Consider the following 24,969-nt stretch of genomic DNA (forward strand, 5'->3'; position numbering starts at 1 on the left):
ACAATACGCACCATGCCAACCCGACCCGACATACCCGAAACTACCCGCTTGCCGGACTTCCTCACCGACGAGCAGCGCGCCATCATCACTGCAGGCTATGAGCATTCGGTGATTACCGCCGTGGCCGGCAGCGGCAAGACCTCCACCCTGGCCTGGCGCATTCGCTACCTGCTGGAACAGGGCCACGATCCCGACCGCATGCTGGTGCTGATGTTCAACCGCAGCGCGCGGGCGGATTTCGAGCACAAGCTGCAGGAAGTCACCAGGCATCAGGGCCTGGCGACGCCGGAAATCCGCACCTACCACGCCATGGGCCTGCGACTGTACAAGCGGTTCGTGCGGGAGGGCTATCTGCCGGGGTTCTCCGACAAGATCCTGAGTGAGCAGGAAATCAGCTATCAGGCCTGGCAACTGACCCGGCGACTGGCACCGGAAGACCTGGCCGATGACATCCGTCGCAACAAGAAAGACTTTGTGGAAACCGCCACCAGTTTCATCGATCTGGTGAAAACCACCCTGTCACCGGTGGATGTGGTCTTTGAGGAGCTGGGGTATTCCGACAAGCATCGCTACCTGATCGACCTGTTCCACAGCTTTGAGCAGTGGCGCAAAGGCCAGAGTCGCATCAGTTACGCTGACATGCTGTATGAACCGGTGATGGCCATTCACCAGAACCCGCCGTTGCAACGCCTGGTGGGCAACAAGATGGACCTGATCCTGGTGGACGAATACCAGGACACCAACGAAATCCAACACCTGCTGCTGCGTTACGTCGCCGGCGAACGGGCCCGCGTCACCGTGGTCGGGGACCCGGACCAGACCATCTACGAATTTCGCGGCGCCAAACCGGAGTTCATCCTCAAACGCTTCAGCGACGAATTCGAAAGCCCGCTGGAACAGACCCTGAGCTACAGCTTCCGTTACGGTCATCAGGTGGCCCTGCTGGCCAACCACCTGATCTGCCACAATACCGGTCGCAAGGACGTGCTCTGCCACTCCCACCCCTCCACGCCGGACACCGGTATCGCCCTGCACGAGTCCGGCAGTGACATCGACACCGTGTTGGAGATCCTCCAGCAGCAGGCTGCCGAGCAACGGGCAGACACCGCCATTCTGTTCCGGGTCTGGAGCCAGAGCGTACCCATTGAGCTGAAACTGTTGGCCCGACAGATCCCTTACCGTATCGACGCTGGCAAGGGCGCCCTGTTCAGCCGTGAAATTCAGGCGGTCGGCGCACTGCTGACGGTTATTGCCGGAAAGCTGGAAAAACTGCCGCCGGAGGATCGCCTGACCGTGGCACGGCAACTCCTGCGCTTTCCCCATGTTGGCCTGAAGGAGCCGGAACTGGAGCAGCTCGCCAGCTTCCTGTCCGGTTTCGGCACCGGCTGGCACGAACGGCTGCTGGCGCTGGACTTCGATGCACTGGCACCCATGGCGGCAAAAAAACTGCGTAAACTGGGCGAGGTGCTGGCCCGTCTGCAGGGCTACCGAGGACCGGTGTCCAATGCAATTGCGGTCTACGCCGAACACACGGATCTGTACGAGGGCATCCGCAGCCTGGCACTGACCCACGAAGCTGCGGATGAGCGTATCGATACCATCCACGGCTTCCGCGACTACCTGAAAGGTCTCGACGTGGATGCCAGCGGCGCCCTGCAACACCTCAAGGCCCTGAAAAAACAGGCCAGCGAGACCACCAGCCACGGGGTACTGCTATCCACCATCCATCGCACCAAGGGGTTGGAGTGGCCCATCGTCATCCTCCCCGGACTCCAGGAAAAATACCTGCCCTACAGTCCCCGGGCCGAAGATGATCCCCGCGCCTTTATGGAGAGCGAACGCAGACTGCTGTACGTAGCCATGACCCGGACACGGGAACAGCTGCACCTGATCACCCGTCCGGCCAGCACCCAACCTCACCTGGATGGCGACCTGGGCCCCAGCCGGTTCATCAACGAACTGTGCTTCCCGTTGTCCGCGGCGTTTGGCGCCTGGCTTGACCAGAGGTCTGACGACAACACCGATGCCTTCCGGGCGAGCTCACCGCTGACGCCGGTTGCCAATCGTTATGCGGACCGCGAAGCGGTGACACTCGAAGGGACGCAGCAGGATCCCAAAGCCAGTGGTGCACCACTGTGGGCCCGGGAGCGGCTGAGCCACGCCATATTCGGTGAGGGGGCGGTTATCTCGGAAGACGACAGCGCGTTTGAAGTACGCTTCGATTCCGGCGAAACCCTGAACTTCAGCAAAAAAAGCGCGCATCTGTACTTCACTGTCGTGGCCTGATCAGCCAGATCCGTTTGTGGCAGGCCATGCGTACAATGACGGTCGTGTAACTTTTTTTGTTTTTTTGAAACCTGTCACGTAAATTCAACGTCAGGAAACTTGAAGCAACTCTCACAAGTCGCTGTTAACGATAACTGAACAGGAGGTTCTGCATGAACATCATGCGCCCACTTGCCGTGGCCACTCTGGCTGCATCCCTTGCAACTCCGGCTCTGGCCGACGATCAGCAATCTCTCTATCTCAACCCGTTCGCCGCTTACCAGCTGTTTGATGACAAGCGCGACCTGAGTGAGACCGGCACCTTTGGTGTCGGTGTAGAGTACCGGTTCCTTCCGAACTGGGCGGTCGAAGCGGTTTACTCCCGTGCCGATGCCGATCGTAAATACCGCCCCGGCTCTTCCGACTTCGACGAAATCCGTCTCGACGGCACCTACTACTTTGCCGGTCAGGACGAAGCCTGGAACCCATATGTTTCTCTGGGTGCCGGCCACGCCGATTTCGGTGATGACGTGCTCGCAGTGCAAACCGCCGGTTCCGACCACGACGAGACCCGCGTCAACGTGGGTGCAGGCGTTCGTTATAACGTCAGCGATCTGGTATCCATTCGCGGCGACCTGCGCGAATTCCACGGCATCGATGAAAGTACATTCGATACCCAGGTATCCCTGGGCCTGAGCCTGGCCTTTCACCGCACCACGTCGGAGCCGAAGCCTGCTGATGCCGATAACGATGGCGTAGCGGATAATCGCGACCAGTGCCCGGGTACCCCTGCAGGGGCCTCTGTGGACAGCGCCGGATGCGAACTGGACGGTGACAACGACGGTGTTGCGGACAGCCGCGACGAATGCCCGAATACTCCGGCCGGTGCCAGCGTCAACAGCAAGGGCTGCGAACTGGACAGCGACAACGATGGCGTGGTTGACAGTAAAGACCAGTGCCCGGGCACCACAGCCGGCGCCGAGGTTGATTCAACCGGTTGCGAAGGCGTGACTGAAACCGTGGAAACCATTGAGCTTCGCGTTCAGTTCCCCAACAACAGCTCGGTGATCGACAACACCTACGATTCGGAAATCCGCAAGGTCGCCGATTTCATGGCCGAGCATCCGGAAACGTCCGTGGAAATTGCCGGTCACTCCGACAGCACTGGTGATGCAGCCTACAACCGCGACCTGTCCCAGCGTCGTGCTGAGGCGGTTGCCGATCGTCTGACCCAGTCACTGGGTGTGGATGAAGACCGCGTCAGTGCCACCGGGTACGGTGAGGCAGAGCCGATTGCCAGCAACGATACGCCGGCAGGCCGCGCCCAGAACCGTCGGGTTGAGGCCCGTATCCAGGTTAGCCGCTGATTAACCAGTAAGCTATCCTCTACGTGAAGGCGCCTTCGGGCGCCTTTTCTGTCTGTGTCGGGGGAATGTGATGATCCGTCTGATGTCACTGCTGGTGTTGATGGCCTTGCCGATCGCTGCCCCGGCGCAGGTTTACCGCTGCAAGACCGACACCGGCACCAGCTTCTCGGATCAGCCCTGCGGAGAGAACTCCGAAACCGTCACCATTCGGGACAATCGCATTGGCGGCAGTTTTGGCGATAACCTGCCAGAAGCATCGGCCCCAACGGAAACCGACGAGGAGGAGAGACAGTCAGCCCGCCAGGAGAGTGAAGGCACCTGCCGTTTCATCAACTCGACCGATCTGCGCACCTATCTGACCCGCAATCAGGTGGTGAAAGGCATGACTAAAGACCATGTCCTGAGGGCCTTTGGACGCCCGCCCGAAACCTATCCGACACCCCAGGAAACCTGGGTGTACCACACCAAATACTACGGGGCGCTGTACGAGTTGACTTACGTGTACTTCAAGGACGGCTGTGTGGAACGGGTGGACTACCGCAAGCCCTGACGGCATCGACCAGAATATTGCGGGGCGTCAGCGCACGGTCACAAAAGGTACCCAGCCTGACCTGGTATCCCTGCTCTTCCAGAAACAGCGCGTAATCCAGCACCATCCAGAGTTCCAGTGGCCGGCGGAACAGGTGGCGCACCAGTTCATGGCGACGAACCTGAGAGAATCGCTGCTCGCCGAAGGTCAGCCAATAGTGAAAGTCGATCCCTGCCGGCAATACCAGCCCTTTCTTTTCCGCAGCCCAGCGACAGAATGCCTCGAAATCCTCACCCGCCAGCCACGCCGGATGGGAAGGCACAGGCAGGTAATCATCGATCCCGCGCAGGGCGCGCTGCAAGCCATCAAAGCCCAGGCGCCAGCTTCTGATACGCGATCTTTCCGCCCTTACCCGGGCCGGCGCCGTGACCGTTTCCCTAACCGCCAGCCTCAATTCACTGCGGCTCAGCGCCAACGTATCCTTGCAGCCGTTGACCCGCTCCGCCAGCGGCCGGTAGTCCGCAGTGGCGGTCAGGTGATAGCAACAAGGCGAGAAACTCACTCGGGCCGCGCCGCCCTCGCAAACCTTGCGAATCAGCCTGCGATGCAGGTCCCCACAGGCGTGAAGCGCCACGCCGTGAGCCCCCTCAGACAGGGTGAGATCCGGGGCCATGACATCCTGCCGGTGCAGGGTAACGTCGTCATTGAAGTGGCGGGCCAGGCGATTACCATCGGCCACCAGTGCATCATCCCACTCCCACCCTGTAACCGGTGTGGGACACTGCGCCGCAAGTGTGCGGGCCAGATGCCCCTTGCCGCAACACCAGTCCACGACGGACTCTGTCAGCGGTGAGACTGCGGCAGCGAATGCGCCGGCCTGCAGGCGCTTGCGACCCGGCATATCGGTGGCGCGGGTTTCCGGCAGCGTGCTCGCCGCAACGGTTGCCTGCTGATCCGCCATGGCGGGCAGTGCCACCAGCGATTGTCTTTCACCGAGGGATGGCAAAAACCTCGCCAGCCGCTCCGCCAGCTGTTCGGGGGAGTCGTCGAAGGCTTCACAGGCACTGTCACTGAGTCCTTCGATGTCACAGGCAAGATCACGGTGTTGTACCGTCCAGGCCGGTCGGGGATCCGTATACGGTGTCGGTCGCCACAGTATCTGGTGCGCTGACAACCACTGGTTGAGTCGCTGCCACCGGCTGTAAACACTTTCTGCCGGGTCGTGTAAATTTGCCGCCAAGGCACTGGCTTGTCGAATCATTCCCTGAATCGTCCGGGCCTGAAAGCATCCAGACAAACCGCTGGCTCCTTTCCGTCGATCACCTGAGCAATCACATCCGCGCTGCCAGCCGACAGCGTCCAGCCGAAGGTGCCGTGGCCGGTGTTGAGGTACAGGTTCTCTCTGGGACCCCGGCCGATGATAGCTGGGCCGTCCGGAGTCATGGGGCGGAAACCGGTCCAGCTCTCGGCGGCGTCGAGATCGGCGCAGTCCGGGAATCTGGATTCCACGGATTTGCGAATCGTCGCCAGCCTTGCCTCGGGGATGTCGCGGTTGAAGTCGGCCAGTTCCACGAATCCGGTGGCTCGCAGGCGATTGCCAAGGCGGGTGGAGACAACCTTGAAGTTATCATCATGGATGGTAGAGACCGGAGCGCGGGCCGGATCTTTCAAAGGTACGGTCAGGCTATACCCCTTGACCGGGTATATCGGCAGGTCGAGCCCCAAGGGTTTCACCAGGTGGTTTGACCAGCAGCCGGCACTGATCACGAATGCATCAGCTTCGAGGGTCTCCAGCAAGCCGCCGGCTCTTCGCAGGGTGACGGCCCTGACTTTGTTATCGCCGGCAATCAACTCTTCCGCCTCAATGTTGTAGCGGATCGTCACGCCGTTTTCCTCACAGGCTTTCGCCAGTTCCCGGGAGAACAGGTGGCAGTCGCCGGTGCCATCGGTGTCGTAGCGCAGTGCGCCGTATAGTGGACCGTCGCCCACCATGCCCGGCTCGACTTCCCGGACTTCCTCCGGTGTCAGCAGACGGGAGGGGATGCCCAACTCATTCAGCAGTTCGTGCGTGGCGCGGTAGCCTTCCAGTGCTTCCGGCGTACTGGCCAGATGGAGCAAGCCCTGGTGGGCGCCATCGAACGCCAGATCCAGCTCTTTTTCAAGGGTCAGAAATCGCTCCCGGCTGTGCATGCCCAGCCGTAACATCGCACGACGGTTCAGGCCGAACAGACCCGGGGACCAGGCATAACGCAGGGTCGCAAACATGAACTTGAGTGTTTCCACAGAGGGCGGCACCCGCAATTTCAGGGGGCCATCCTGCTTGAACAGCCAGGGCAGCGCCTTGAACACCATGGCCGGATCGGCCCAGGGGTAGACCACGCCGTAGGAGCGCTGGGCTGCATTGCCCTTGCTGGTTTCGTTTCCCGCTACTCCGTGGCGCTCCAGCACCGTGACCTGGTGGCCCCTGCGATTCAGCTCATAAGCCGTGGTCATACCCACCACACCGCCACCAACGACGACAATATGCATGCGCTCTCCGTTTCGTTAACTTGGAGCCCTGTTCCAGGGCGCCCTGCAGTTTCCTATCAATGCTATACAGGTCAACAATCGTACAAGCTGTTAAACTTGCCTGACCAAACTTTCAGAATAGCAGCCAAATGCCTGGTTGCGATGGAGTGTAGTAGCTGGCAATGAGTAAGAAACGTCGCGAGATTCCCGTATTTGATCATCCGATCATTGAGACCCACTGCCACCTGGATTACCTCAAGGACCGCCCCCTGGAGGAAACCCTGGAGCAGGCGCAGCGGGTCAACATTGAGAAGGTGATCACCATTGCAGTGTCACCGGACAACCTTGCCCGGGTCCGAGAGCTCAGTCAGGTTGCCCCCTGGGTCTATGGCACACAGGGCATTCACCCACATGATGCAGAAAGCTACTCCGATGCGGCGGAAGCCGAAATCCGGGCCCACGCCGGGGACGAGAAGATCGTTGCGGTCGGCGAAATCGGACTGGATTACTTCTATGACAACGCCGACCGGGAGGTTCAGCGGCAGGTGTTCCGCCGTCAGCTCCAGATCGCCTGTGATACGGACAGGCCGGTGGTCATCCATAGCCGGGAAGCGGACGAAGACACCATTGCCATCCTGGGCGAATTCGAGGACACCCTGACTCGTCGCGGCGTCATTCACAGCTTCACCTCGGGGCCGGGGCTTGCCCAGTACGCGCTGGATCAGGGCTGGTGCCTGGGATTCAACGGTATTACCACCTTCAACAAGGCGGAAAATGTGCGGGACATCGTACGTATGGCGCCCATTGAGCAGATCCTGCTGGAAACCGACGCGCCGTTCCTGACACCGGTGCCCTATCGCGGACGGGAGAACGCACCGTTTTATATCCCGTTTGTGGCGGAGAAAATCGCCGAAGTGAAGGATTTGCCGCTTTCGGAGGTACTGGCCCACACCTATCAAAACAGCCTGAGGACGTTCTTCCCCGGGCATTGATGACCGTGCGCCCCTCCCTATATCAGCCCAGGGAGAGGAACACTCCCATCAGTACCGGAGACAGGAAGGACAGCACGAAGCCGGAGGCGATGGCCACCGGCACGCAGGTCAGCCCGCCGCTGCTGCGTATGACCGGAAGGGTGAAATCCATGGCGGTGGCGCCACCGTAGCCAATCGCCATGGCCGGTCGCCTGACAATCAGCAGTGGAATGATGGCCAGGGCGATGATTTCGCGGATCACATCGTTGAGGAAAGCCACCCCGCCCCAGGCCGGGCCCAGGGCATCGCCCACCACAATGCCCGACAGCGAATACCAGCCAAAGCCGGAAGCCAGCGCCAGGGACTCATGCCAGGCCAGATCCATCCAGGGCGCCAGCGCCAACCCGGCCAACAAAGAGCTGCCCGCCATGGCAAGGGCGATGCCCAGCCCCTGCCTGTTCATCAGTAACTTGCGCAGCGACAACCCGGCATTGCGCAACTGCAGCCCGATCAAAAACAGCAGCAACATCAGTGACCAGGTCGCCAGATCTTCGGCCATCGGCAGGTCGGGCAAAACAAAGTATCCCGCCAGCACACCCACAGCAACGGCAGCCAGGGGCTTGAGGCCAGCCAGGAACAGGCGCTGATAGCCCGGTCGGGGCGCATCGTCTGTCTCCACTTCCATCGGTTGCCAGCGATGGAAGAGCCACAGCCCCGCCATATTCGCCAGCAACAGCACGACCACCAGAGCAGCCACCTGGACCGCCATGTTACCCAGTTGCAGGGCAAGCCCCTCCATTTGCCCCAGGCCAAGCCCCAGCAACGCGAGGATGAAATACACCAGACCTTCCACGGTGTAGTGAATCGCGGTCATTAACCGGCGGTTATCCAGGGCCAGGGCAAAGCCCAGAAACAACGGGGCAAGAATCAGCAATGCGCCGGTTAGCATGACGTCCTCGAAACAGAAGAAATGGAGAGATTCAGCCGATGGGTTCGTACTGGTCGGGATCAAACAGGCAGCTGCCGTCACTGGCCGCCCTGTCTGTGCGAATGGTGCGGGCCAGGCGCTGGGCCGGAACCGACCAGACCACATGATCCTCCGGTCGCGGTTGATAATCGCTTTCCAGCAACGCCCCGGCCACCGCCCGTAATACAGCTTCGGCCTGGCCGATACTGCGATAGGGTCCCTGGCAGCGGTGTTTTTCCGGTTGGCCGGACTGGGCGCCACTCAGGGCAACCAGTGCCCATATATCCTCACCCACAGGCTTTATAAACAGCTCTACCCGTCGCCCATCGCGAACCATCACCAACGCCCGCAGGGGCCCGCGACCATGAAAGTAGTGAAGCTTCACTGTGTCCACCCGCTCCAGTCAGTGGAGCGCATGGCTGGACTGGTCCTGATCCTGCACCAGTACCCAAGGTGCGACAACCACCGCCCATAACTCGGCGTTGCGGTCATACCAGGCCCGGGCCATGTCCGGCGGCACATCGCCGATCCGCTCTTCGTTCATCCATTGTTCAAAACGTTCCTTGTTGTCGGCGGCAAGCTCTGCAGCAACATCCAGCAAATCAAGGTCGGACGCGACACGGACTACATGACCACGGGCATAGTAGGTTTGCAGGTCATGCCAGTTTATCAGGGAGGTTTCCAGGTTCAGTTTGGCAAGCAGTTCGTCCCGGGACGGGGTAGATGACATGGCGAGGCCTCGGCAACTTCAGACTTTCTGTGTTGTTTCCAGCTTACCTGAAATCCTGATTGGAGGCATCTGCTCCCGGCGGGGAAATGAAAGGAAAACAACGGCCACCACGCCGCAAAGACAGTGGTGGCCGCTCGCCTGTCAGGCCGACTTCAGCATCTCCCGCACCACATAGTGCAGGATACCGCCGTGTTTGAAGTACACCGCTTCGTTCGCCGTATCGATCCGGGATTTCAGGTCACAGCTTTCGGTTGAACCATCTTTGTATTTCACCGTCATTTTCAGGCTCTGACCCGGATTGATGTCACCGGACAGGCCCTCAATACTGATGGTTTCCTCACCCGTCAGCTTCAGGCTCTTGCGATCCACACCTTCCGGGAACTGCAGCGGCATGACGCCCATACCAATCAGGTTGGAACGGTGAATCCGTTCATAGGATTCCGCCACCACGGCTTTCACACCCAGCAGGCGGGTGCCTTTGGCCGCCCAGTCACGGCTGGAGCCGGTGCCGTATTCCTTGCCGGCGATGACCACCAGCGGTGTGCCCTGCTCCTGGTACTTCATGGCGGCATCGTAGATGGCCATTTGTTCGCCGGTCGGAACAAATTTGGTGTACCCGCCTTCCACGTCGTCGAGCATCTCATTCCTGATGCGGACGTTGGCAAAGGTGCCGCGCATCATGACCTGATGGTTACCCCGACGGGAGCCGTAGGAGTTGAAATCATGGGGCTCAACCCCGTGCTCCTGCAGGTACTTGCCAGCCGGTGTATCCGGCTTGAAAGAACCGGCCGGGGAGATATGGTCGGTAGTCACCGAATCTCCCAGCAAGGCCAGGATATTGGCCTCCTTTATGTCCTCAATGGGGTCCGGCTCCGGGCCCATGCCCTCAAAGAACGGCGGGTGCTGGATGTAGGTGGACGTGTCGGACCACTCATACACCTTGCTCTCCGGAAACTTGATGGCTTTCCAGGTGTCGTCACCGTCAAAGACCTCCGCGTATTCCTTGCGGAACATGTCGGTTTTCACCTTCTCAACCGCTTCGGCGATTTCCTGCTGGCTGGGCCACAGGTCTTTCAGGTACACCGGGTTGCCATCCTTGTCGGTACCCAGGGGATCATTGAACAGGTCCAGACGGACATTACCCGCGAGCGCATAGGCCACCACAAGAGGCGGTGAAGCCAGCCAGTTGGTTTTCACCAGCGGATGCACCCGACCTTCAAAGTTACGGTTACCTGAAAGCACCGAGGCCACCGTCAGGTCGCCCTCGTTAATCGCTTTCTCAACCGCCTCCGGCAGCGGGCCGGAGTTGCCGATACAGGTCGTGCAGCCATAACCCACCAGGTTGAAGCCCAGTTTGTCCAGATCGTCCTGGAAACCGCCCACTCTCAGGTAATCGGTCACCACCTTGGAACCCGGTGCCAGGGAGGTCTTCACCCAGGGCTTGGTTTGCAGCCCCTTGGCCACCGCTTTCTGGGCCATCAGGCCGGCGGCCATCATCACGCTGGGGTTGGAGGTGTTGGTGCAGGAGGTAATGGCAGCAATGACCACGGCCCCCGGGTCCAGCCGGCTTTTCTCGCCGTTCATCTCCAGCGGCTGACTGGCGTGGTGTTCGTAGCTGTCTTCGACACCGACTGCAGTCTGCCCGCCTTCGGATTCGAGGTTGGCTTCGCGGCTCCCGGTCCCCTCCCCGGTATCCATCAACAACTCGAAAGACGCCTTCATGTTCTTGAGAGCAACCCGGTCCTGGGGCCGTTTGGGACCCGCAAGGCTGGCCTCGACTTCGCCCATGTCCAGTTCCAGCTTATCCGTATAAACCGGCTCATGGCCCGGCTCGCGCCAAAGCCCCTGCGCCTTGGCGTAGGCTTCCACCAGTTCGAGCTGCTCTTCCTCCCGGCCGGTCAGACGCATGTACTTGATGGTCTGCTCGTCCACGGGGAAGAAACCACAGGTGGCACCGTACTCCGGCGCCATATTTGCAATCGTGGCCCGATCCGCCACGGGCATGTCCTTCAGGCCATCGCCGTAGAACTCGACGAACTTGCCGACGACGCCCTTCTTGCGCAGCATTTCGGTGACCGTCAGCACCAGGTCAGTAGCGGTGATGCCTTCCCGTAACTTACCGGTGACCTTGAAGCCCACCACTTCCGGAATCAGCATGGACACCGGCTGCCCCAGCATCGCGGCTTCGGCTTCAATACCCCCGACACCCCAGCCAAGAATCCCCAGGCCGTTGATCATGGTGGTGTGGGAGTCGGTACCCACCAGGGTGTCCGGATAGGCAATGTGCTTACCATTCTGTTCTTTCTGCCACACGGTCTTGCCCAGGTACTCCAGGTTCACCTGGTGGCAGATGCCGGTACCCGGGGGTACCACGCGGAAATTGTCGAAGGCCTGCTGGCCCCAGCGCAGAAACTCGTACCGCTCCTGATTACGTTCCATCTCAATGGTGACGTTGTCTTTAAATGACGACGCATCACCAAAGTTGTCCACCATCACCGAGTGGTCGATAACCAGATCCACCGGCGACAGTGGATTGATCATCGCCGGGTCCTTACCCGCCACTTTCACCGCCTCACGCATGGCGGCCAGATCCACCACCCCCGGAACGCCGGTAAAGTCCTGCATCAGCACCCGTGCGGGACGGAACTGGATCTCGGTGTCGGATTTGCGGTCTTTCATCCACTGCACCATGGCGTCGATGTGACTGCGATCCACCGTGGTGTCGTCTTCGTTGCGCAGCAGGTTCTCCAGCAATACTTTCAGGGAGAAAGGTAAACGGTTGAGATCCCCTAGCGTCTCCGCTGCCTTGGGCAGGCTGTAATAATGGAAGGTTTTACCGCCAGCCTTGAGGCTGGAAAAGGTATTCAGGCTGTCTTTACCAGGACTGTCAGTCGACATGAGATGCCTCCTTTTTCGTCGTTATCCGAGCATTCCGGAAGGCTATACAAGCGCCCTTACCCCAATGTACTCCAACTGGTCTGGAATAGATTGGGGTAAAGGCGCCCGCATGAGTAGTCACCTATAACTATTGCAGCGATTGGCGAGACTTCAACCTCTGTTGCATGAATGTTCGGGATCACTCCGGTGAATACTCCGGGGCCGCCAACATACAATTGTCGACCCGTTCCATTGTGACGAAGGCCAGGCTTCTGTCATTATTAAGCCCCGATTCTCTGATGGACCAGAACCAGGTTGATTGTGAAACACGATTGTCATTACCACCCGGGCGACCCCGCCAAGTGGCACTGCGGTGAGTGTCAGATTCATTACTGCAGCCGCTGCATGCCCGACGCCGATAGCCGCAAACGTCACGCCCTTTGCCCACATTGTAGCCGCGTCATGCGCTACCTCGGTGCATCAACCGAAGCGGTGCCATTCTGGAACCGGCTCGGTGCGTTTTTCCGTTACCCGTTCCACACCGACCCCTTGCTGGTCATCGCCATCTGCACCCTGGTGCCATTGCTGACCACACCCAACATCGTGGGGATCATCATCACCCTGCTGCTGGCCGTGGCGCTGCTGAAATATACCTATGCTGTCATCAACCACACCGCCGAAGGCCACATGAAGCCCCCACCACTGGCGGTCGCCTTTACCGGCGGCGGTTTCGACATAGTCATACTGCAGTTGCTGGTTTTCGCCCTGATGGGGGGGCTGGTGGGCGCGGCCGCCATGGTTGGCGGGCCGCTACTGATGATGCTGGTACTGGCGTTTGTCGTCCTCGCTCTACCTGCCAGCATCATGGTGCTGGCCATGGAGCATTCCGTAGGCGCGGCGGTGAATCCGATGAACCTGGCGGTGCTGATTTCCCGTATCGGCACCCCCTACTTCCTGCTCTACGGCTACCTGATACTGCTGACCCTGGCCTCCGGCGCCGCCCAGGACTTTGCGGTCAACCACTTTCCCTTCTGGTTTTCCCAGCCGTTGGCCGGCTTCCTGAACAGCACCTTTACCCTGATCCTGTTCCACATGCTTGGCTACCTGCTGTTCCAATATCAGGAAGAACTGGGGTTCGCCAGCGACTTTCAGGAAACAGAAGCTGAAACACCTTCCCATAAGAAGGACCGGAGCGTCCGCCTGGATGCCGACATTGACATGAACCTCAAGGACGGTAATTACGACCGGGTTCACGCCATGTTGAAGGAAGCCCTGAAGAAGGATCCCCATAACAGCCAGCGCCTGGGCCAGTTCTACCAGCTACTGGACGCCCGCAACGACAGCGCCGAGCTGTATCGTTATCATCCGCGACTGCTGGGATGGCTCGCCGCCCGCAATGACGGAGACGACATCGCCCGGTTGCTGGAAACCCTGGAAAGAGCGGAACCCGGCTTCCGCCTGGATGACCCGGAACTCTCCGTGCGGTGCGGACGGGCGCTATACCAGCGCGGCCACTTCAAGGCCGTTCTGAAACTTATGCAAGATTTCCACAAACGCTTCCCCAAGAGCGACGAAATGGCGCCCGCCTATATCCTGGTGGCCCAAGCCCTGGCCAACGGCCTGAACCAATGGGAAAAAGCCACCGCGTTTCTCAACTACGTCCAGAAGCGCTGCGTGAATCACCCGCTGCACGACCAAGTCGCGACTTATCTCGAACAGGCAGAAAAACGGGAGCCACTGAAGGGCCCGAGGGCTTCGTTTGTGGTTGAGGAGTAAACAGGCCCGTTCACAAGGCCGATATAGGAAAGAGCAGGGTGGGGCTCTCCAAAACCCTGCGGAGCCATGGATGGCGGAGCGGAGCGTACAGGGATGTATTCACAGCGTGTTTTGGAGAGCCCCACCCTGCTCTTTCCGTACACCCTCAGCTGGCCGGCAACAACTGCCTGTAGTGCCGGGCTTTTGGCCCCATCTGGCGTTTCTCGAATTCCTCCACCAGTAACCGGCAAGCCTCGCCGGTCAGCAACTCATCACCGGTACTCCGTAGACGCTCGAATGCCTTTTCCGCCGCCTTCAGGTCATCATGGCGCAGGCTGGTGAACAGCACACGGTTGTGGTCCTCCGCGGCCAATGGTGAATACCCTTCGCCTTTACTCAGGTACTCCTGCCAGATTTCCACCAGCCGCTCCGGCTGGCGGCGGCTGATGGTTTCGTTCATCAGTTCGCGGGTTCGATCCCGGTACTCCGGTAAGTCTGGTCGCAGTTTTGCCAGCTGATACAGGTGCTCCAGCAGAATAGGTCGGTCGGGATAGCGCTCCCACAAGGCTTCAAACTGACGGCGGGCCACCTCGAACTCCATACGGCCCAGGCTACCCATGGCCTGGGCGTAGGCCGTGGTAAAGCGCTCGTCCTGTTCTTCCTCTTCCGGTTCGAAAAACGCCTCGCGAACCTGCAGCACGCTTCGCCCCAGCAGCCACACCAGGGCCGCCCCGCCAATCAGACCTCCAGCGTGGGCCATGTAGGCTATCCCGGTCGCGCCGGCGAACCAGTAGTCATAGATTTCCTTACCGATCCAGACCGGCAAAATCGCCAGCGCCGGGGCCCGAAAATAATTGAAATAGACGCCAATAAAGTAGAAAAAGCGGATTTTCTGCAAGCCGTAGATGGCCACATACATCCCCATCAACCCCGAAATGGAACCGGAGGCGCCGACCAGGGGCACCGGACTGCCGAGGGAAAAGGCGGTGAACACCAGGCCCGACAGGGCGCCACACAACAGGTACGCCAGCAGGTAACGCCCCGGCCCGAGCGCCTTTTCCACGGTGAATCCCAGCAGGAAAAGGAACACGAGGTTACCGATGATATGGCCCCAGCCACCGTGGAGGAACTGATAGGTGATCAGGGTATACAGCGACAGTTCCGAGGGCACCAGACCCAGTTGATTGGAGCTGAGACGATCGATATAGCGGGTCTGGATGGCCTCGCGTTGCTCAAGCCACTGCTGCCTCTCAGCAGGCGCCCACAGCAGCTCCCGGTTTTCCCGCATGTACTGATAGAACTCGGGGTTGACCAGCAGGCTGACGGCTACCCAGACGTCTTCACCGGATTCCTGCAACTGCTGAAAATCCTGCAACTCCAGAATCCGTTCAGACTCACCCTCAAAGCGGATCTCCCGTTGCAGGTAGTCCTCGTAGACCGGCGCTTCAAGCTCGATCAGGTCGGAGGCCAGATATTCGTCAATGGCTCCTTCCAGCAATCGGTTGTCACCACCCTGATAGAACAGGAAGACAAGCAGGCAGGCAAGGATCAACCCCAGGGTTACCCAGGGCGGTCGGCGCCAGTTAACGGCGTTCTCGGCAGGAATAATCAGCATAGGCGGTCACAATTCATCATAATCTGTCCCTGAAAGTCTGCTTTTTACCACAGCAAGGCCAGTTTTTCGCGTTCAAATGGAAGTCAGGGTAATTCACAACCCCGTTATTGGATGGCTGTCACATCAGGTTCACACAAATGCCATTCAATCAGGGGAGCCGCTGAACAGCTCCCAGGCAACCGGTAAGGCGTGAAACACCCGTTATCGACCATTCGCCAATTGCCGTTGTTCCCGGCTACGCCAATAGTAGCCGGGAACAACAAGAAAAAACCGGACACCGGAAACAAGGACACTGACATGACCGTACTCATACTGGACAACCCGGAAATGCTGGCAAGAGCCGCTGTAGAGGCGGGCCTGATGATGTCTGCCGCCACGGAAAGCAGCCCGCGCAAACCTCACCGGATGCGCTTCCACTATGGTTTCAACAAGCACACCCTGGACAACCAGGATGTGGAGATTCTGCGCCAACATGCCGCTTATCTGCGCCAGCAGCCTGGCGTGCGTATTCATATCCACGGTCACGCAGACAATTTCGGAGCGGAGGATTACAACTGCTTCCTGTCCCGACTCAGGGCCACCGCGGTCGCCCGCCAACTTGTTCAGGAAGGTGTAAGGGAATCCCAGATTGTGGTCAGCGGCTGGGGCAGTACACGCCCCCTCGCGCGACCGGAAGATCGGGCGGCGAACCGCCGCCTGGAACTGGAGTATCTGACCCAGGAAATGGCCAGGGCGCTCTGAGGACTTAACACAAGTGAAAGCCGGGAGGCTCAGGACGTGATATTCACCCTGAGTCTTTCCTCAGCCATAGACCCGATACACATTCCACAATAACAGCACTGCCGTCATCAGAATGGCCAGCCAGGTCAGGGCGATGCCCGCCATCCTGGCTTTGTGGGTGCCCCCACGACCATTGATCATGCCCCAGGCGTGCAGAATACGCCCGACAACAAGCGCCATGCCGGCCCAGTAGACCAGGTACCCGGGCACGCCATTGAGCTCGGCGAGCGCCAGCATGAGCAGACCCAGCGGCGCATATTCCACCAGGTTGCCATGGGCGCGCACAGCCGCTTCAAAATCCCGGTCATCGGTGACGCCCATACCTTTTCTATACTGTAGGCGGAAACGCACCACGTAGGTGGACAACACCAGCAACAGCAGGCCGGTAACCGCTGCGAATACCGCAGTAACAGGTACAATCATGCTCAGGCCTTCTTGATGGCGCTGACGATGGCCAGAAGCAGAACCGCACCGACCGTGGCGGTCACCAGCTCTCCCACCGCGCCCTGGGCTGCGAGGCCCAGCAGGCGAAAGACAAAGCCGCCGAGAAAAGAGCCAACGATACCAATACCGATATTGGCCAGAACGCCAAAGCCGCGGCCCTTCATGATCAGGCCGGCAAGCCAGCCGGCAACACCACCAATAATCAGAAACAGAATCAGATTCATAACACGCTTCTCCCCGCCTTTCGGACGAATTGTTCAGACTCCGAAAGACTGCCCTGTTTTCTGTTCTGCTTCAAGCACTTCCGCTCCAGGCCGCGGTCAGGCCATCGACGCGATGGCTGCTTCCATCTCGCGGTGACAACGCGCCATCAGCTCGGGAATGTCTTCGCTGGTCAGACCTGAGGTTTCAACGGGAGGAAGAATCCGGATCGACACCGGCTCGCGGCGACCGGACCAGCCAAGGGTGCCATCCTCATACTGACTGGCACACACCATGGTGATCGGGGCACCGGACGCCACGGCGGCGTGGAAGGCGCCTTTCTTGAGTTTTTGCAGCCCGCGCCCGCGGCTGCGGGTGCCTTCCGGGAAGATCCACAGGCTCTTGTGTTCCTGTACGATGGCGTCGCTGGTCGCCTGCATCACCGCGATGGCTTTGTGGGAACGGGCGCGATTGAGCACCACATTCCCGCCAAGCCAGAAGACCTGACCGAAAAAAGGAATCCAGACCAGGGACGATTTGCCAACCGTCACGGTGCGGGGCGGTAACAGATCCCCCATCACGAACAGGTCGTCGTTGTGCTGATGGTTGGCGATGACGACCGTCGGCCGATCCCGGGGCATATTCTCCTGCCCGCTCAGCGGTCGCTCCATGCCCAGAATAAACCGCCCTACCCGGGCAACGGCCCAGCCCAGCAACCGGTTATTATCCGGATTGAATGGTCGTGCGATATAAAGCAACAGCGCGAAAAAACAGATAACCGGCACACTCAACCAGGCCAGGATTTTTCTCAGGACACCCATGGAACAATAACCCGCTTACGTAATTTTGCGCACAAGTGTAAGCCATACTCACAGCCCGGCAACAGTGCCAATTTGTACGGGACCATGATCACTGCTGGCAACCGGCGGCTGGCCGGCTCTGGCTTCCACCACGTAACGCAGGGGGCCACGGTTATTGAGGCTGTCAAAGGGATAACAGGTCACCAGCAACAGGGTATCGTCATCAAGCTGGCCGGTATCGATCTGCTCATGACGACTGTCGACAACGCGGACATTATCAACCCGATAGCTGTACCAGCGACCGGAGCGCGTCTGCAGCTTCAGTTCACTGCCCGATTGCAGGTGACGCAGACTGCTGAAATGGGTATCCCGGTGTCCGGCGATCACCACCGGCCCCGGACCGGCGGCGTTACCCAGCACCTGTCCCGGCCCAAAGGCCAGACTCTCGCCGTGGGCACCCTCCAGCACAATCATGGACTGCCCGAGCTCGGGCAACGACAGGCGGGCCACCGGCCAGGTGTCGGCCCAGGGCCAGGGGCGGGTTTCCGTTTGCCGGGCCTGGCTCTCGGCCCAGGCCAGCTCCAGCAGCTCCTGAGCCACCAGGGCCTTGAACGGAATCCACAGCCCGACGGTCAGCACAACACCAAAGGTCATCGTGAGCAACAGCAGGAGGCGGTTCATGCGAACACCCTCCGTTGCAGCATCCAGGCGGCGGCCGAGAACATCAGCCCCAGCAGTCCCAGTGCGATCAGCAAGGGCGACATGGTCGCGGTTTGCGGATAACGCAGCATGGTGGAGCTGCTTCCTGCCGGCAACAGGGTAGGCACATGGTCGGTTTCCATGGGCTCCGGCGCTGTCCTTACCGGTGTCTTGTCCACCGCCACGAAGCTGGTGTAACGGGTGATCAGTTGATGCGCCAGCGCCAGTTCGAGAACCTGTTGCTTCTCTTTGTCGTCAACCCGCCCAGATAGCCCCCGGTCCATCACACTGTCGATTTTCTCACGCCCCCAGTGACGGTGAAGCCCCTTGCCCGTAGCAGCCCGGGACAGGTCCAGCGAGGTCTGCCAGCGGCTTCCGTCCGGCAGGAGACCGGAGACGCCCAGGTAACCCTCTTTGCCTGCACCGCGAATCACCTGAACCATCGGCTCGCCGGCGAACAGATCACCGGGTCTGGCGGGGTAGGCTTCAGGGCTGCCGGCAACTTGCGAGAAGTCCACATCAATATCGGTCAGTACCGGCGACTGCATTTTGGCAAACAGATCGTCCAGCGGACCGGCAACATCGGCGGTATCACTAATGGCGGTGTAACTGCCACGGCCGTATCTCGCCGCTTCCCGCATGAAGTGCATGTTCGGGGCCGAACCAATACCGACGGTAAACAACCGGCGGTCCCCCAGCTGCCGCCGAATCTGGTCGAACAATGCGTTTTCATTACCCACGGCGCCATCGGTAATAAACACCACCTGGCGGACGTGATGGCCGCTCGCTCCATCCTGTTGCGAATCATTGCCCAGCGCTGCATTCAGCGCCGGCGCCATTTCGGTGCCACCATTGGCGCTCAGCCCCTCCACATAGTGACGGGCACGGGCGAGATTCTGGCCGTTGGCGGGCACCGCCTGCATGAACAGCGAATGGGTCTGGCTGTTGAACTGGATGACGTTAAAGCGATCATCGGGCGACAAGGTGTCCAGCCCCCGCAGCAGCGAGGCCCTGGCCTGGCCGATAGACTGGCCGGCCATGGAGCCGGAGGTGTCGATTACGAACACCAGTTCCCGGGGCAGGTTCCGGTCACGGTTAAGGCCCGGCACCAACAAGGCAAGCAGATAGTCTTCACCCTGCCACTGCTCATGGAACACCGCCGCGGAAGGCTCCTGCCCCCGCACCGGCGCCCAGCGCACCACCAGGTCCCGGTCCATCAACACCTTGTGCTGCTCCGGCGTAACCGATACTCGATCACCGTCCCAGGTACTGACCAGTTCGTGGCTTGGACTGGTGACATCGCCCACCGGCAACCCCGCATGGATGTCGAGACTGATCGAAGCGCGATGGCTCTGCTCTCCCACATCCTTCGCAAGCACTGTGAACGGGCTGACAGCATCAGCATCCGGCACTTCCGTTGTTGGCTTAGCCCAGCCGCCCTGCCATTGCGAGGGAGTCTCGGCAAGCGGAGCACCGGGCATGTATCGGGGCGTCAGTGTGGTAGGCAAACGAAGCTCGAATTCCCCGGACTGGTAGCGAACCGCCTGCTGATAGTTGAGTTCCACGGTCACGGTTTCACCCGGCGGAATATTAGCCAGATGAGTGGTGAAGAGGTTCGGCCGCTGCTGTTCGACCCGTGCGGCGTTCTTACCGGCCTTTTTTGCGTCTTCGTAGCGCTTTTTGGCTTCCTGCTTTTCCCGGATCTCACCAACGACCTTCCGCTCTCCCACACGCATGGTCATGCCATAGACGCTGGCCTTTTCGGGCAAAGGGAAAACAAACACACCTTCACGCCATTGCTGGCTGGTGTTTTTGAAGCTCTGGGTCAATCGGGTATCGGCAATCAACCCGCTGATCCGAACACGGTAGTCGGTGGTCAGCAAGGTGGCCTGTCCCTGTCGCCGCCCGTTGGTGTCCACAAATTCCAGCATGCCGGCACCTTCTCCGGTGGCCCCCGGTGCCTGGTAGGCTTCCGCATACAGGGGGTGAACGAACAACAGCATCATCACCGCCAGCCACAGGGATATGCCTTCGAAACAGCGTTTGACGCGAGCAGTGTTCAGTTCGGGTTTGTTGAGTTCCAGCCTTAGCAGAGTCGTCGGTAGCATCATGGTGCATCCTTTCTTTTTCGGGGCCGGCGGCGCCGGGTTGTATTGAATGCGGGTATTTCAGCGCAAAGAAACGACGCTCACGTGGCGGAATCTGGCATTCAGACGGAGAGAAAATGATGAATTGTGGCAAACCCACCGGTTTACCTTGTTCTGGCCCGGCAGCGTGGTTAAATAGAGCCTGTCATTCACCGAACCCCAGTTATCCATGAAACGACATATCGCCCTGATTGAAGACGAGCCCGCCATTCGTGAGAACTACCGGGATGCTTTTGAACGCCGCGGGTATCGCGTATCGGCTTACGGTGACCGCAAAAACGCCTTCCAGGCGCTACGCTCAGCCCTGCCGGACCTGGCCATCATCGACGTGGGGCTGGGGGATGAACCCGAAGGCGGCTTCACCCTGTGTCAGGACCTGAGAAACCTGTCGGCGACAGTACCGATCATTTTCCTCACCGCGCGGGACAGCGACATTGATTCGGTCCATGGCCTGCGCCTGGGGGCGGACGACTATGTCACCAAGGACATGAGCCTGGATCACCTGCTGGCGCGTGTTACCGCCCTGCTCCGCCGGGCCGATGCCTGGGCGGAGGCGCTGAAAAAACCCGACGAAGTGCTCCAGCGGGGCAAGCTGACCCTGAACGTGGATCGCATGACGGCCGACTGGGAAAATCAGCCTGTCGATCTCACTGTCACCGAATTCTGGATGCTTCACTCCCTGGTCCAGCATCCGGGACATGTACGCAGCCGCGATCAGTTGATGGAGGCCGCCAGTACGGTGCTGGACGACAACACCGTGACGTCCCACATCAAACGCATCCGCCGTAAGTTCATGCAGATCGACAGCCACTTTGATGGCATTCAGACCGCCTACGGCATGGGGTATCGCTGGAATGCCCATGAGGTGTAAGCCTTGAGCCTCAAGCGCCAGTTGTTCGTTGCCAGCCTGCTGATGCTGTTGATTCCATGGGCCGGCCTACAGTTCGTGCTGGAGCTGGACGAAGCGCTGCGGGAGCAGGCCACGGGGCAGTTGCATGAACAAGCCAGGCGCATGGCGGAAACCGCCGGGGATCGCCTGATCGGCAACTCTGTGGTGCCAGCGGATGCACCGGTGATCTATGCCCACCCGGTTCAAAGGCAGCTCCATGTGGACGGCTATGGCGGAGACTGGCCGGGATACGACGAAGAGCAATCGCAACAGCAATGGCAGGAGCCACACCAGGCAAACGCCCCTTCACCGCTGCGCTGGCAAGCTGCAACCGATCAACGGCACCTGTACCTGCTTGTGCGGGTATCGCGCCCCGACATCCGTTATTTCGACCCCGGCTCACCCGACCAACCCCACGATCGCCTGCGCTTGATTCAGTTCTATAACGGGGAACAGGCTGAACGGCTGATCCGCACCCCGGCTCCGGGGGGCGTCACCGCCATAATCCCGGATCAAAGCAACGAGCGGGATTACCGCATAACCGGGCAGTGGGAAACCGTCGGCCAGGGCTACCAACTGGAATTGAAGCTGCCGCTGCCTCCGCAAGGCAGTCGCCTCGGTCTTGTTGCCGAATGGCCAGGCGCGGACGGTACCGAATCCGCTGGCACTCCCCTAAGCCCGCCCCCGGTGCTGGTGACGCGCCTGCCCCTGCTGGAGCAACAGCTATCAAACCAGATGGCCAGCGGTCAGCAAGTGCGCATACTGGAAGCCGGAGGCTGGGTGATCGCCAGTCAGGCCGTTGCGGACAAACACGACCGGCCAGCGTTTGACTCCCTCAGCCCGCTGGAAGTCGTGGAGCAGATTGCCCTCAGTGGCCTGCGAGCGCTGGTGCGGTTCTATCAGCCAGATCCCCGGCCAATTGACGACACCGCCATCCGCTCTGATCCGCAAACCCTGCCAGATCAGGGGCTGGTGCGTCACCGCGATGGCGACAGCTTCCTGATGGTCACCCAGCCGGTGTTCAGTGGCCGCACCCTGGTTCTGGAGCAGTCGATGGATCAGTTGCTGGCACTGTCCGGGAACACCCTGGGCTCGGTGATCGCCCGCAGCACCCTGCTGGTGGTGGGGCTGATGCTGGTGCTGCTGGGCTATGTCAGCTGGCTGTCCTGGCGAATCACCCGGTTACAGCGAGCGGTCAGTGCCAGCGTTGACGACGACGGCCGCATCATCGGTACCTTGCCGGAGACACGGGCCCGCGACGAACTGGGACAACTGCACCAGCATTTTGGCCAGATGGTCGACCGGCTGCACGGCTACAACGAATACCTGGAAAGCTTCTCCCGCCGGCTGTCCCATGAGCTGAAAACGCCGGTGGCCGTAGTACGTTCTTCCCTGGAAAATCTGCGCCACACCGACTCCGACAGTGAGCGCACCAGCTACATCGACCGTGCAACCACCGCCACCGATCGGCTCAGCCAGATTCTTAACGGCATGAGCGAAGCCGCCAGGCTGGAACAGAGTTTCGACCACGCCGAGAAGGAACGCTTCGATCTGGCGGAGGTAATGGATCAGACCACCCGCGCCTATCAACAGCTGGATGCGGATCACCGGATTGTCTATCAGGGGCCTGCCGGTGGCTGCACCCTGAACGGGTCACCGGAGCTGATCGTCCAGTTGCTGGACAAGCTGGTGGACAATGCCCGGGACTTCACCGCCACGGGAGACCTGATCGAAATCCGCCTTTCACCAAAGGGCAAGAGCCTTGAACTGGGCGTGTTTAATCAGGGGCCACCGCTGCCGGAGCACCTGAGCTCCGACATTTTCAACCCGTTTGTATCCATACGAAAAGGCACGCAGGAAGGACACCTGGGGCAAGGCCTGCTGATCGTGAAACTGATTGCCGAACACCACGGCGGATCGGCGACCGCAGGCAATGAGGCCAACGGCGTGCTGTTCACCGTCAGCCTGCCCACGCACACCCCCGTACCGGGCCCGTGAGCGACTTTCAGACGATGCAGACCAGCCACTGGTCGTATTTCCCCCCGACCGACTTTCCCCTAACCTTGTGACCTATCCGGGATTCAAGCCAACTGACACCGTGGAGACCAGCCAGCGTGGGATCAAGCCTTTCAGCCCTTGCCATTCACCCGTTACGGGACGATCTGTATAACGAGCTGCATTCCCGCCCGTTCCAGGTACTGCCAACGCCTGCCCGGGTGACCCACATTGCCGTCCTCACCACCCCCGAGCAGCGCGAGGCCCAGTTCCGACACCTACAGGAGCTGCATCGCCTGCTGGGCGAGCCGGAACCCGAACAGGAAGTCAGTTGCTTCGAGAAAACCTTTGGCAATCTCAGGATACGGCGCGAAATGCACATGGAGTTTGCGTCCTACACCTTCATCAACCTGGATCCCACAGAAGCTGGCGCGCCCTTTGCGGAAACCGGCATCAGCCTGCTGCCGGAGGGCTGGCTGGATAAGCTGACAGGTACCGTGATTGCGGCGTTTCATGTCCACCTACAGACACAGGCCGGGCAAGGGATGGAAGATCTGGATTACGTCCGCCAGCACTTTGAAGGGCGCAGGTTGGTGGGCAGCAGTCCCCAGAATGGGGCGGCCCGGGTATGGGGCACGTTCCAGCTTCACAGTGACGATTTTGGCCGTTTCCTGGTGATGAACCACCATATGTCCGACAGCCAGCTTGGCCGCCTGACCCAGCGTCTGATAGAAATCGAAACCTACCGCCTGATGTCCCTGCTGGCGCTGCCGCTGGCCAGGGAAACCTCCCCATCCCTCAACGACATGGACCAGAAACTCGCGGTGATCACCCAGTCCCTGGCGGACAATGACGACGTTGATGAGCCCGCACTGTTGGCCCAGCTGACCGCCATCGCGGCCCGCATCGAGGCCTTCAGGGCCCATTCCACCTTCCGGTTCTCGGCGACCCGGGCTTACCACCGGCTGGTGCTGACAAGACTGGACGCGCTCCGTGAGGATGAGCTGTCCGGACACCTGACCATCACCGAGTTCATGACCCGGCGACTGACCCCGGCGGTGGAAACCTGCAAAGCCGTCAGTGAGCGGCTGGAAGACCTGTCACGCCGGGTTGACCGTGCCTCGGAAATGATGCGCACCCGGGTGGATCTGGCGATCCAGAACCAGAACCAGCAGTTACTGAGCTCCATGGACCGGCGCTCCAAGATCCAGTTGATGATGCAGCACACCGTGGAAGGGTTCTCGGTGGTGGCCATCACCTATTACCTGATCGGCCTGCTCAAACTGGGACTGGATTCCGTGTACGAAGCCGGGTTCGATATCAACAAGTCACTGACACTGGGCATTGCCATCCCCGTGGTAATGGTTCTGGTGTACACGGGCGTCCGGGTGGTACACCATCGCTTCATCCGCATGGCAAAACGGCAATAG

At 60.1% G+C, this 24,969-nt stretch carries 21 protein-coding genes; 9 read left to right on the forward strand and 12 right to left on the reverse strand.

Annotated elements, in window-relative coordinates; genetic code table 11:
• Positions 1-12: 12 nt before the first annotated feature.
• The 3 genes from ACQUWM_RS09035 (at position 13) to ACQUWM_RS09045 (ending at position 4,182) form a co-directional block, all read left to right on the forward strand.
• Positions 13-2,286, forward strand: a complete 2,274-nt coding sequence (locus tag ACQUWM_RS09035) for an ATP-dependent helicase (protein ID WP_428921895.1) — start codon at positions 13-15, stop codon at positions 2,284-2,286.
• A 152-nt stretch (positions 2,287-2,438) separates the two neighbouring features.
• Positions 2,439-3,632 carry an OmpA family protein gene (locus tag ACQUWM_RS09040; protein ID WP_407002943.1) on the forward strand — a complete coding sequence of 398 codons (1,194 nt, stop codon included), beginning with the start codon at positions 2,439-2,441 and terminating at the stop codon, positions 3,630-3,632.
• A gap of 70 nt (positions 3,633-3,702) precedes the next feature.
• Positions 3,703-4,182: a DUF4124 domain-containing protein gene (locus tag ACQUWM_RS09045; RefSeq protein WP_428921896.1), complete on the forward strand. Its 480-nt coding sequence runs from the start codon at positions 3,703-3,705 to the stop codon at positions 4,180-4,182.
• Here the strand turns inward: ACQUWM_RS09045 and ACQUWM_RS09050 are convergent.
• Together ACQUWM_RS09050 and ACQUWM_RS09055 are read right to left on the reverse strand one after the other, a co-directional pair.
• Positions 4,139-5,422: a methyltransferase gene (locus ACQUWM_RS09050; protein ID WP_428921897.1), complete on the reverse strand. Its 1,284-nt coding sequence runs from the start codon at positions 5,420-5,422 to the stop codon at positions 4,139-4,141. The two genes, ACQUWM_RS09045 and ACQUWM_RS09050, sit on opposite strands and share 44 nt — an antisense overlap.
• Positions 5,419-6,690: a D-amino acid dehydrogenase gene (locus ACQUWM_RS09055; RefSeq protein ID WP_407002946.1), complete on the reverse strand. Its 1,272-nt coding sequence runs from the start codon at positions 6,688-6,690 to the stop codon at positions 5,419-5,421. The genes ACQUWM_RS09050 and ACQUWM_RS09055 overlap by 4 nt, the downstream gene beginning before the upstream one ends.
• A gap of 161 nt (positions 6,691-6,851) precedes the next feature.
• Between ACQUWM_RS09055 and ACQUWM_RS09060 the strand changes: the two genes are divergently transcribed.
• Entirely contained in the window at positions 6,852-7,661 is an 810-nt protein-coding gene (locus ACQUWM_RS09060) for a TatD family hydrolase (RefSeq protein WP_428921898.1), read from the forward strand.
• Between the two features lie 22 nt (positions 7,662-7,683).
• On the opposite strand, the gene ACQUWM_RS09065 is transcribed toward ACQUWM_RS09060, so the two are convergent.
• The 4 genes from ACQUWM_RS09065 to acnA form a co-directional block, all read right to left on the reverse strand.
• Positions 7,684-8,589, reverse strand: coding sequence for a lysine exporter LysO family protein (locus ACQUWM_RS09065; RefSeq protein WP_428921899.1), 906 nt, complete (start codon positions 8,587-8,589; stop codon positions 7,684-7,686).
• A gap of 31 nt (positions 8,590-8,620) precedes the next feature.
• Positions 8,621-8,992 (reverse strand): hypothetical protein, encoded by a 372-nt coding sequence (locus tag ACQUWM_RS09070; protein WP_428921900.1) that lies wholly within the window; start codon positions 8,990-8,992, stop codon positions 8,621-8,623.
• 18 nt (positions 8,993-9,010) lie between these two features.
• Positions 9,011-9,337, reverse strand: coding sequence for a DUF2288 domain-containing protein (locus ACQUWM_RS09075; RefSeq protein ID WP_428921901.1), 327 nt, complete (start codon positions 9,335-9,337; stop codon positions 9,011-9,013).
• Between the two features lie 141 nt (positions 9,338-9,478).
• Complete coding sequence (acnA, locus tag ACQUWM_RS09080) at positions 9,479-12,235, reverse strand: aconitate hydratase AcnA (RefSeq protein WP_428921902.1); 2,757 nt, start codon at positions 12,233-12,235, stop codon at positions 9,479-9,481.
• A gap of 300 nt (positions 12,236-12,535) precedes the next feature.
• On the opposite strand from acnA, the gene ACQUWM_RS09085 reads away from it, so the two are divergent.
• A complete protein-coding gene (locus ACQUWM_RS09085; protein WP_428921903.1) occupies positions 12,536-13,990 on the forward strand; it encodes a hypothetical protein in 1,455 nt (484 codons plus the stop codon).
• A 145-nt stretch (positions 13,991-14,135) separates the two neighbouring features.
• On the opposite strand, the gene ACQUWM_RS09090 is transcribed toward ACQUWM_RS09085, so the two are convergent.
• Positions 14,136-15,584, reverse strand: a complete 1,449-nt coding sequence (locus ACQUWM_RS09090; protein ID WP_428921904.1) for a rhomboid family intramembrane serine protease — start codon at positions 15,582-15,584, stop codon at positions 14,136-14,138.
• Positions 15,585-15,881: 297 nt separating this feature from the next.
• Here ACQUWM_RS09090 and ACQUWM_RS09095 point away from each other — a divergent pair, with 297 nt between their 5' ends.
• Positions 15,882-16,325 carry an OmpA family protein gene (locus ACQUWM_RS09095; protein ID WP_428921905.1) on the forward strand — a complete coding sequence of 148 codons (444 nt, stop codon included), beginning with the start codon at positions 15,882-15,884 and terminating at the stop codon, positions 16,323-16,325.
• A gap of 60 nt (positions 16,326-16,385) precedes the next feature.
• Here the strand turns inward: ACQUWM_RS09095 and ACQUWM_RS09100 are convergent, their stop codons facing one another.
• The 5 genes from ACQUWM_RS09100 to ACQUWM_RS09120 form a co-directional block, all read right to left on the reverse strand.
• Positions 16,386-16,787: an MAPEG family protein gene (locus ACQUWM_RS09100; RefSeq protein WP_428921906.1), complete on the reverse strand. Its 402-nt coding sequence runs from the start codon at positions 16,785-16,787 to the stop codon at positions 16,386-16,388.
• A gap of 2 nt (positions 16,788-16,789) precedes the next feature.
• Positions 16,790-17,032: a GlsB/YeaQ/YmgE family stress response membrane protein gene (locus ACQUWM_RS09105; RefSeq protein WP_213477575.1), complete on the reverse strand. Its 243-nt coding sequence runs from the start codon at positions 17,030-17,032 to the stop codon at positions 16,790-16,792.
• A 96-nt stretch (positions 17,033-17,128) separates the two neighbouring features.
• The gene (locus ACQUWM_RS09110) at positions 17,129-17,830 is read right to left on the reverse strand and encodes a lysophospholipid acyltransferase family protein (protein WP_428921907.1); all 702 of its coding nucleotides are present in this window, start codon (positions 17,828-17,830) and stop codon (positions 17,129-17,131) included.
• A gap of 48 nt (positions 17,831-17,878) precedes the next feature.
• Entirely contained in the window at positions 17,879-18,490 is a 612-nt protein-coding gene (locus ACQUWM_RS09115) for a class GN sortase (RefSeq protein WP_428921908.1), read from the reverse strand.
• A complete protein-coding gene (locus ACQUWM_RS09120; protein WP_428921909.1) occupies positions 18,487-20,619 on the reverse strand; it encodes a marine proteobacterial sortase target protein in 2,133 nt (710 codons plus the stop codon). Before ACQUWM_RS09120 ends, ACQUWM_RS09115 begins: the two co-directional genes overlap by 4 nt.
• A gap of 205 nt (positions 20,620-20,824) precedes the next feature.
• On the opposite strand from ACQUWM_RS09120, the gene pdsR reads away from it, so the two are divergent.
• From pdsR to ACQUWM_RS09135, 3 genes are all read left to right on the forward strand, one after another.
• Positions 20,825-21,526: a proteobacterial dedicated sortase system response regulator gene (gene pdsR / locus ACQUWM_RS09125; RefSeq protein WP_428921910.1), complete on the forward strand. Its 702-nt coding sequence runs from the start codon at positions 20,825-20,827 to the stop codon at positions 21,524-21,526.
• A 3-nt stretch (positions 21,527-21,529) separates the two neighbouring features.
• Positions 21,530-23,542 carry an ATP-binding protein gene (locus ACQUWM_RS09130; protein ID WP_428921911.1) on the forward strand — a complete coding sequence of 671 codons (2,013 nt, stop codon included), beginning with the start codon at positions 21,530-21,532 and terminating at the stop codon, positions 23,540-23,542.
• Between the two features lie 116 nt (positions 23,543-23,658).
• Positions 23,659-24,969, forward strand: a complete 1,311-nt coding sequence (locus tag ACQUWM_RS09135; RefSeq protein WP_428921912.1) for a DUF3422 family protein — start codon at positions 23,659-23,661, stop codon at positions 24,967-24,969.

The sequence above is a fragment of the Marinobacter sp. DUT-3 genome (genome assembly GCF_050379435.1).
GTDB lineage: Bacteria > Pseudomonadota > Gammaproteobacteria > Pseudomonadales > Oleiphilaceae > Marinobacter.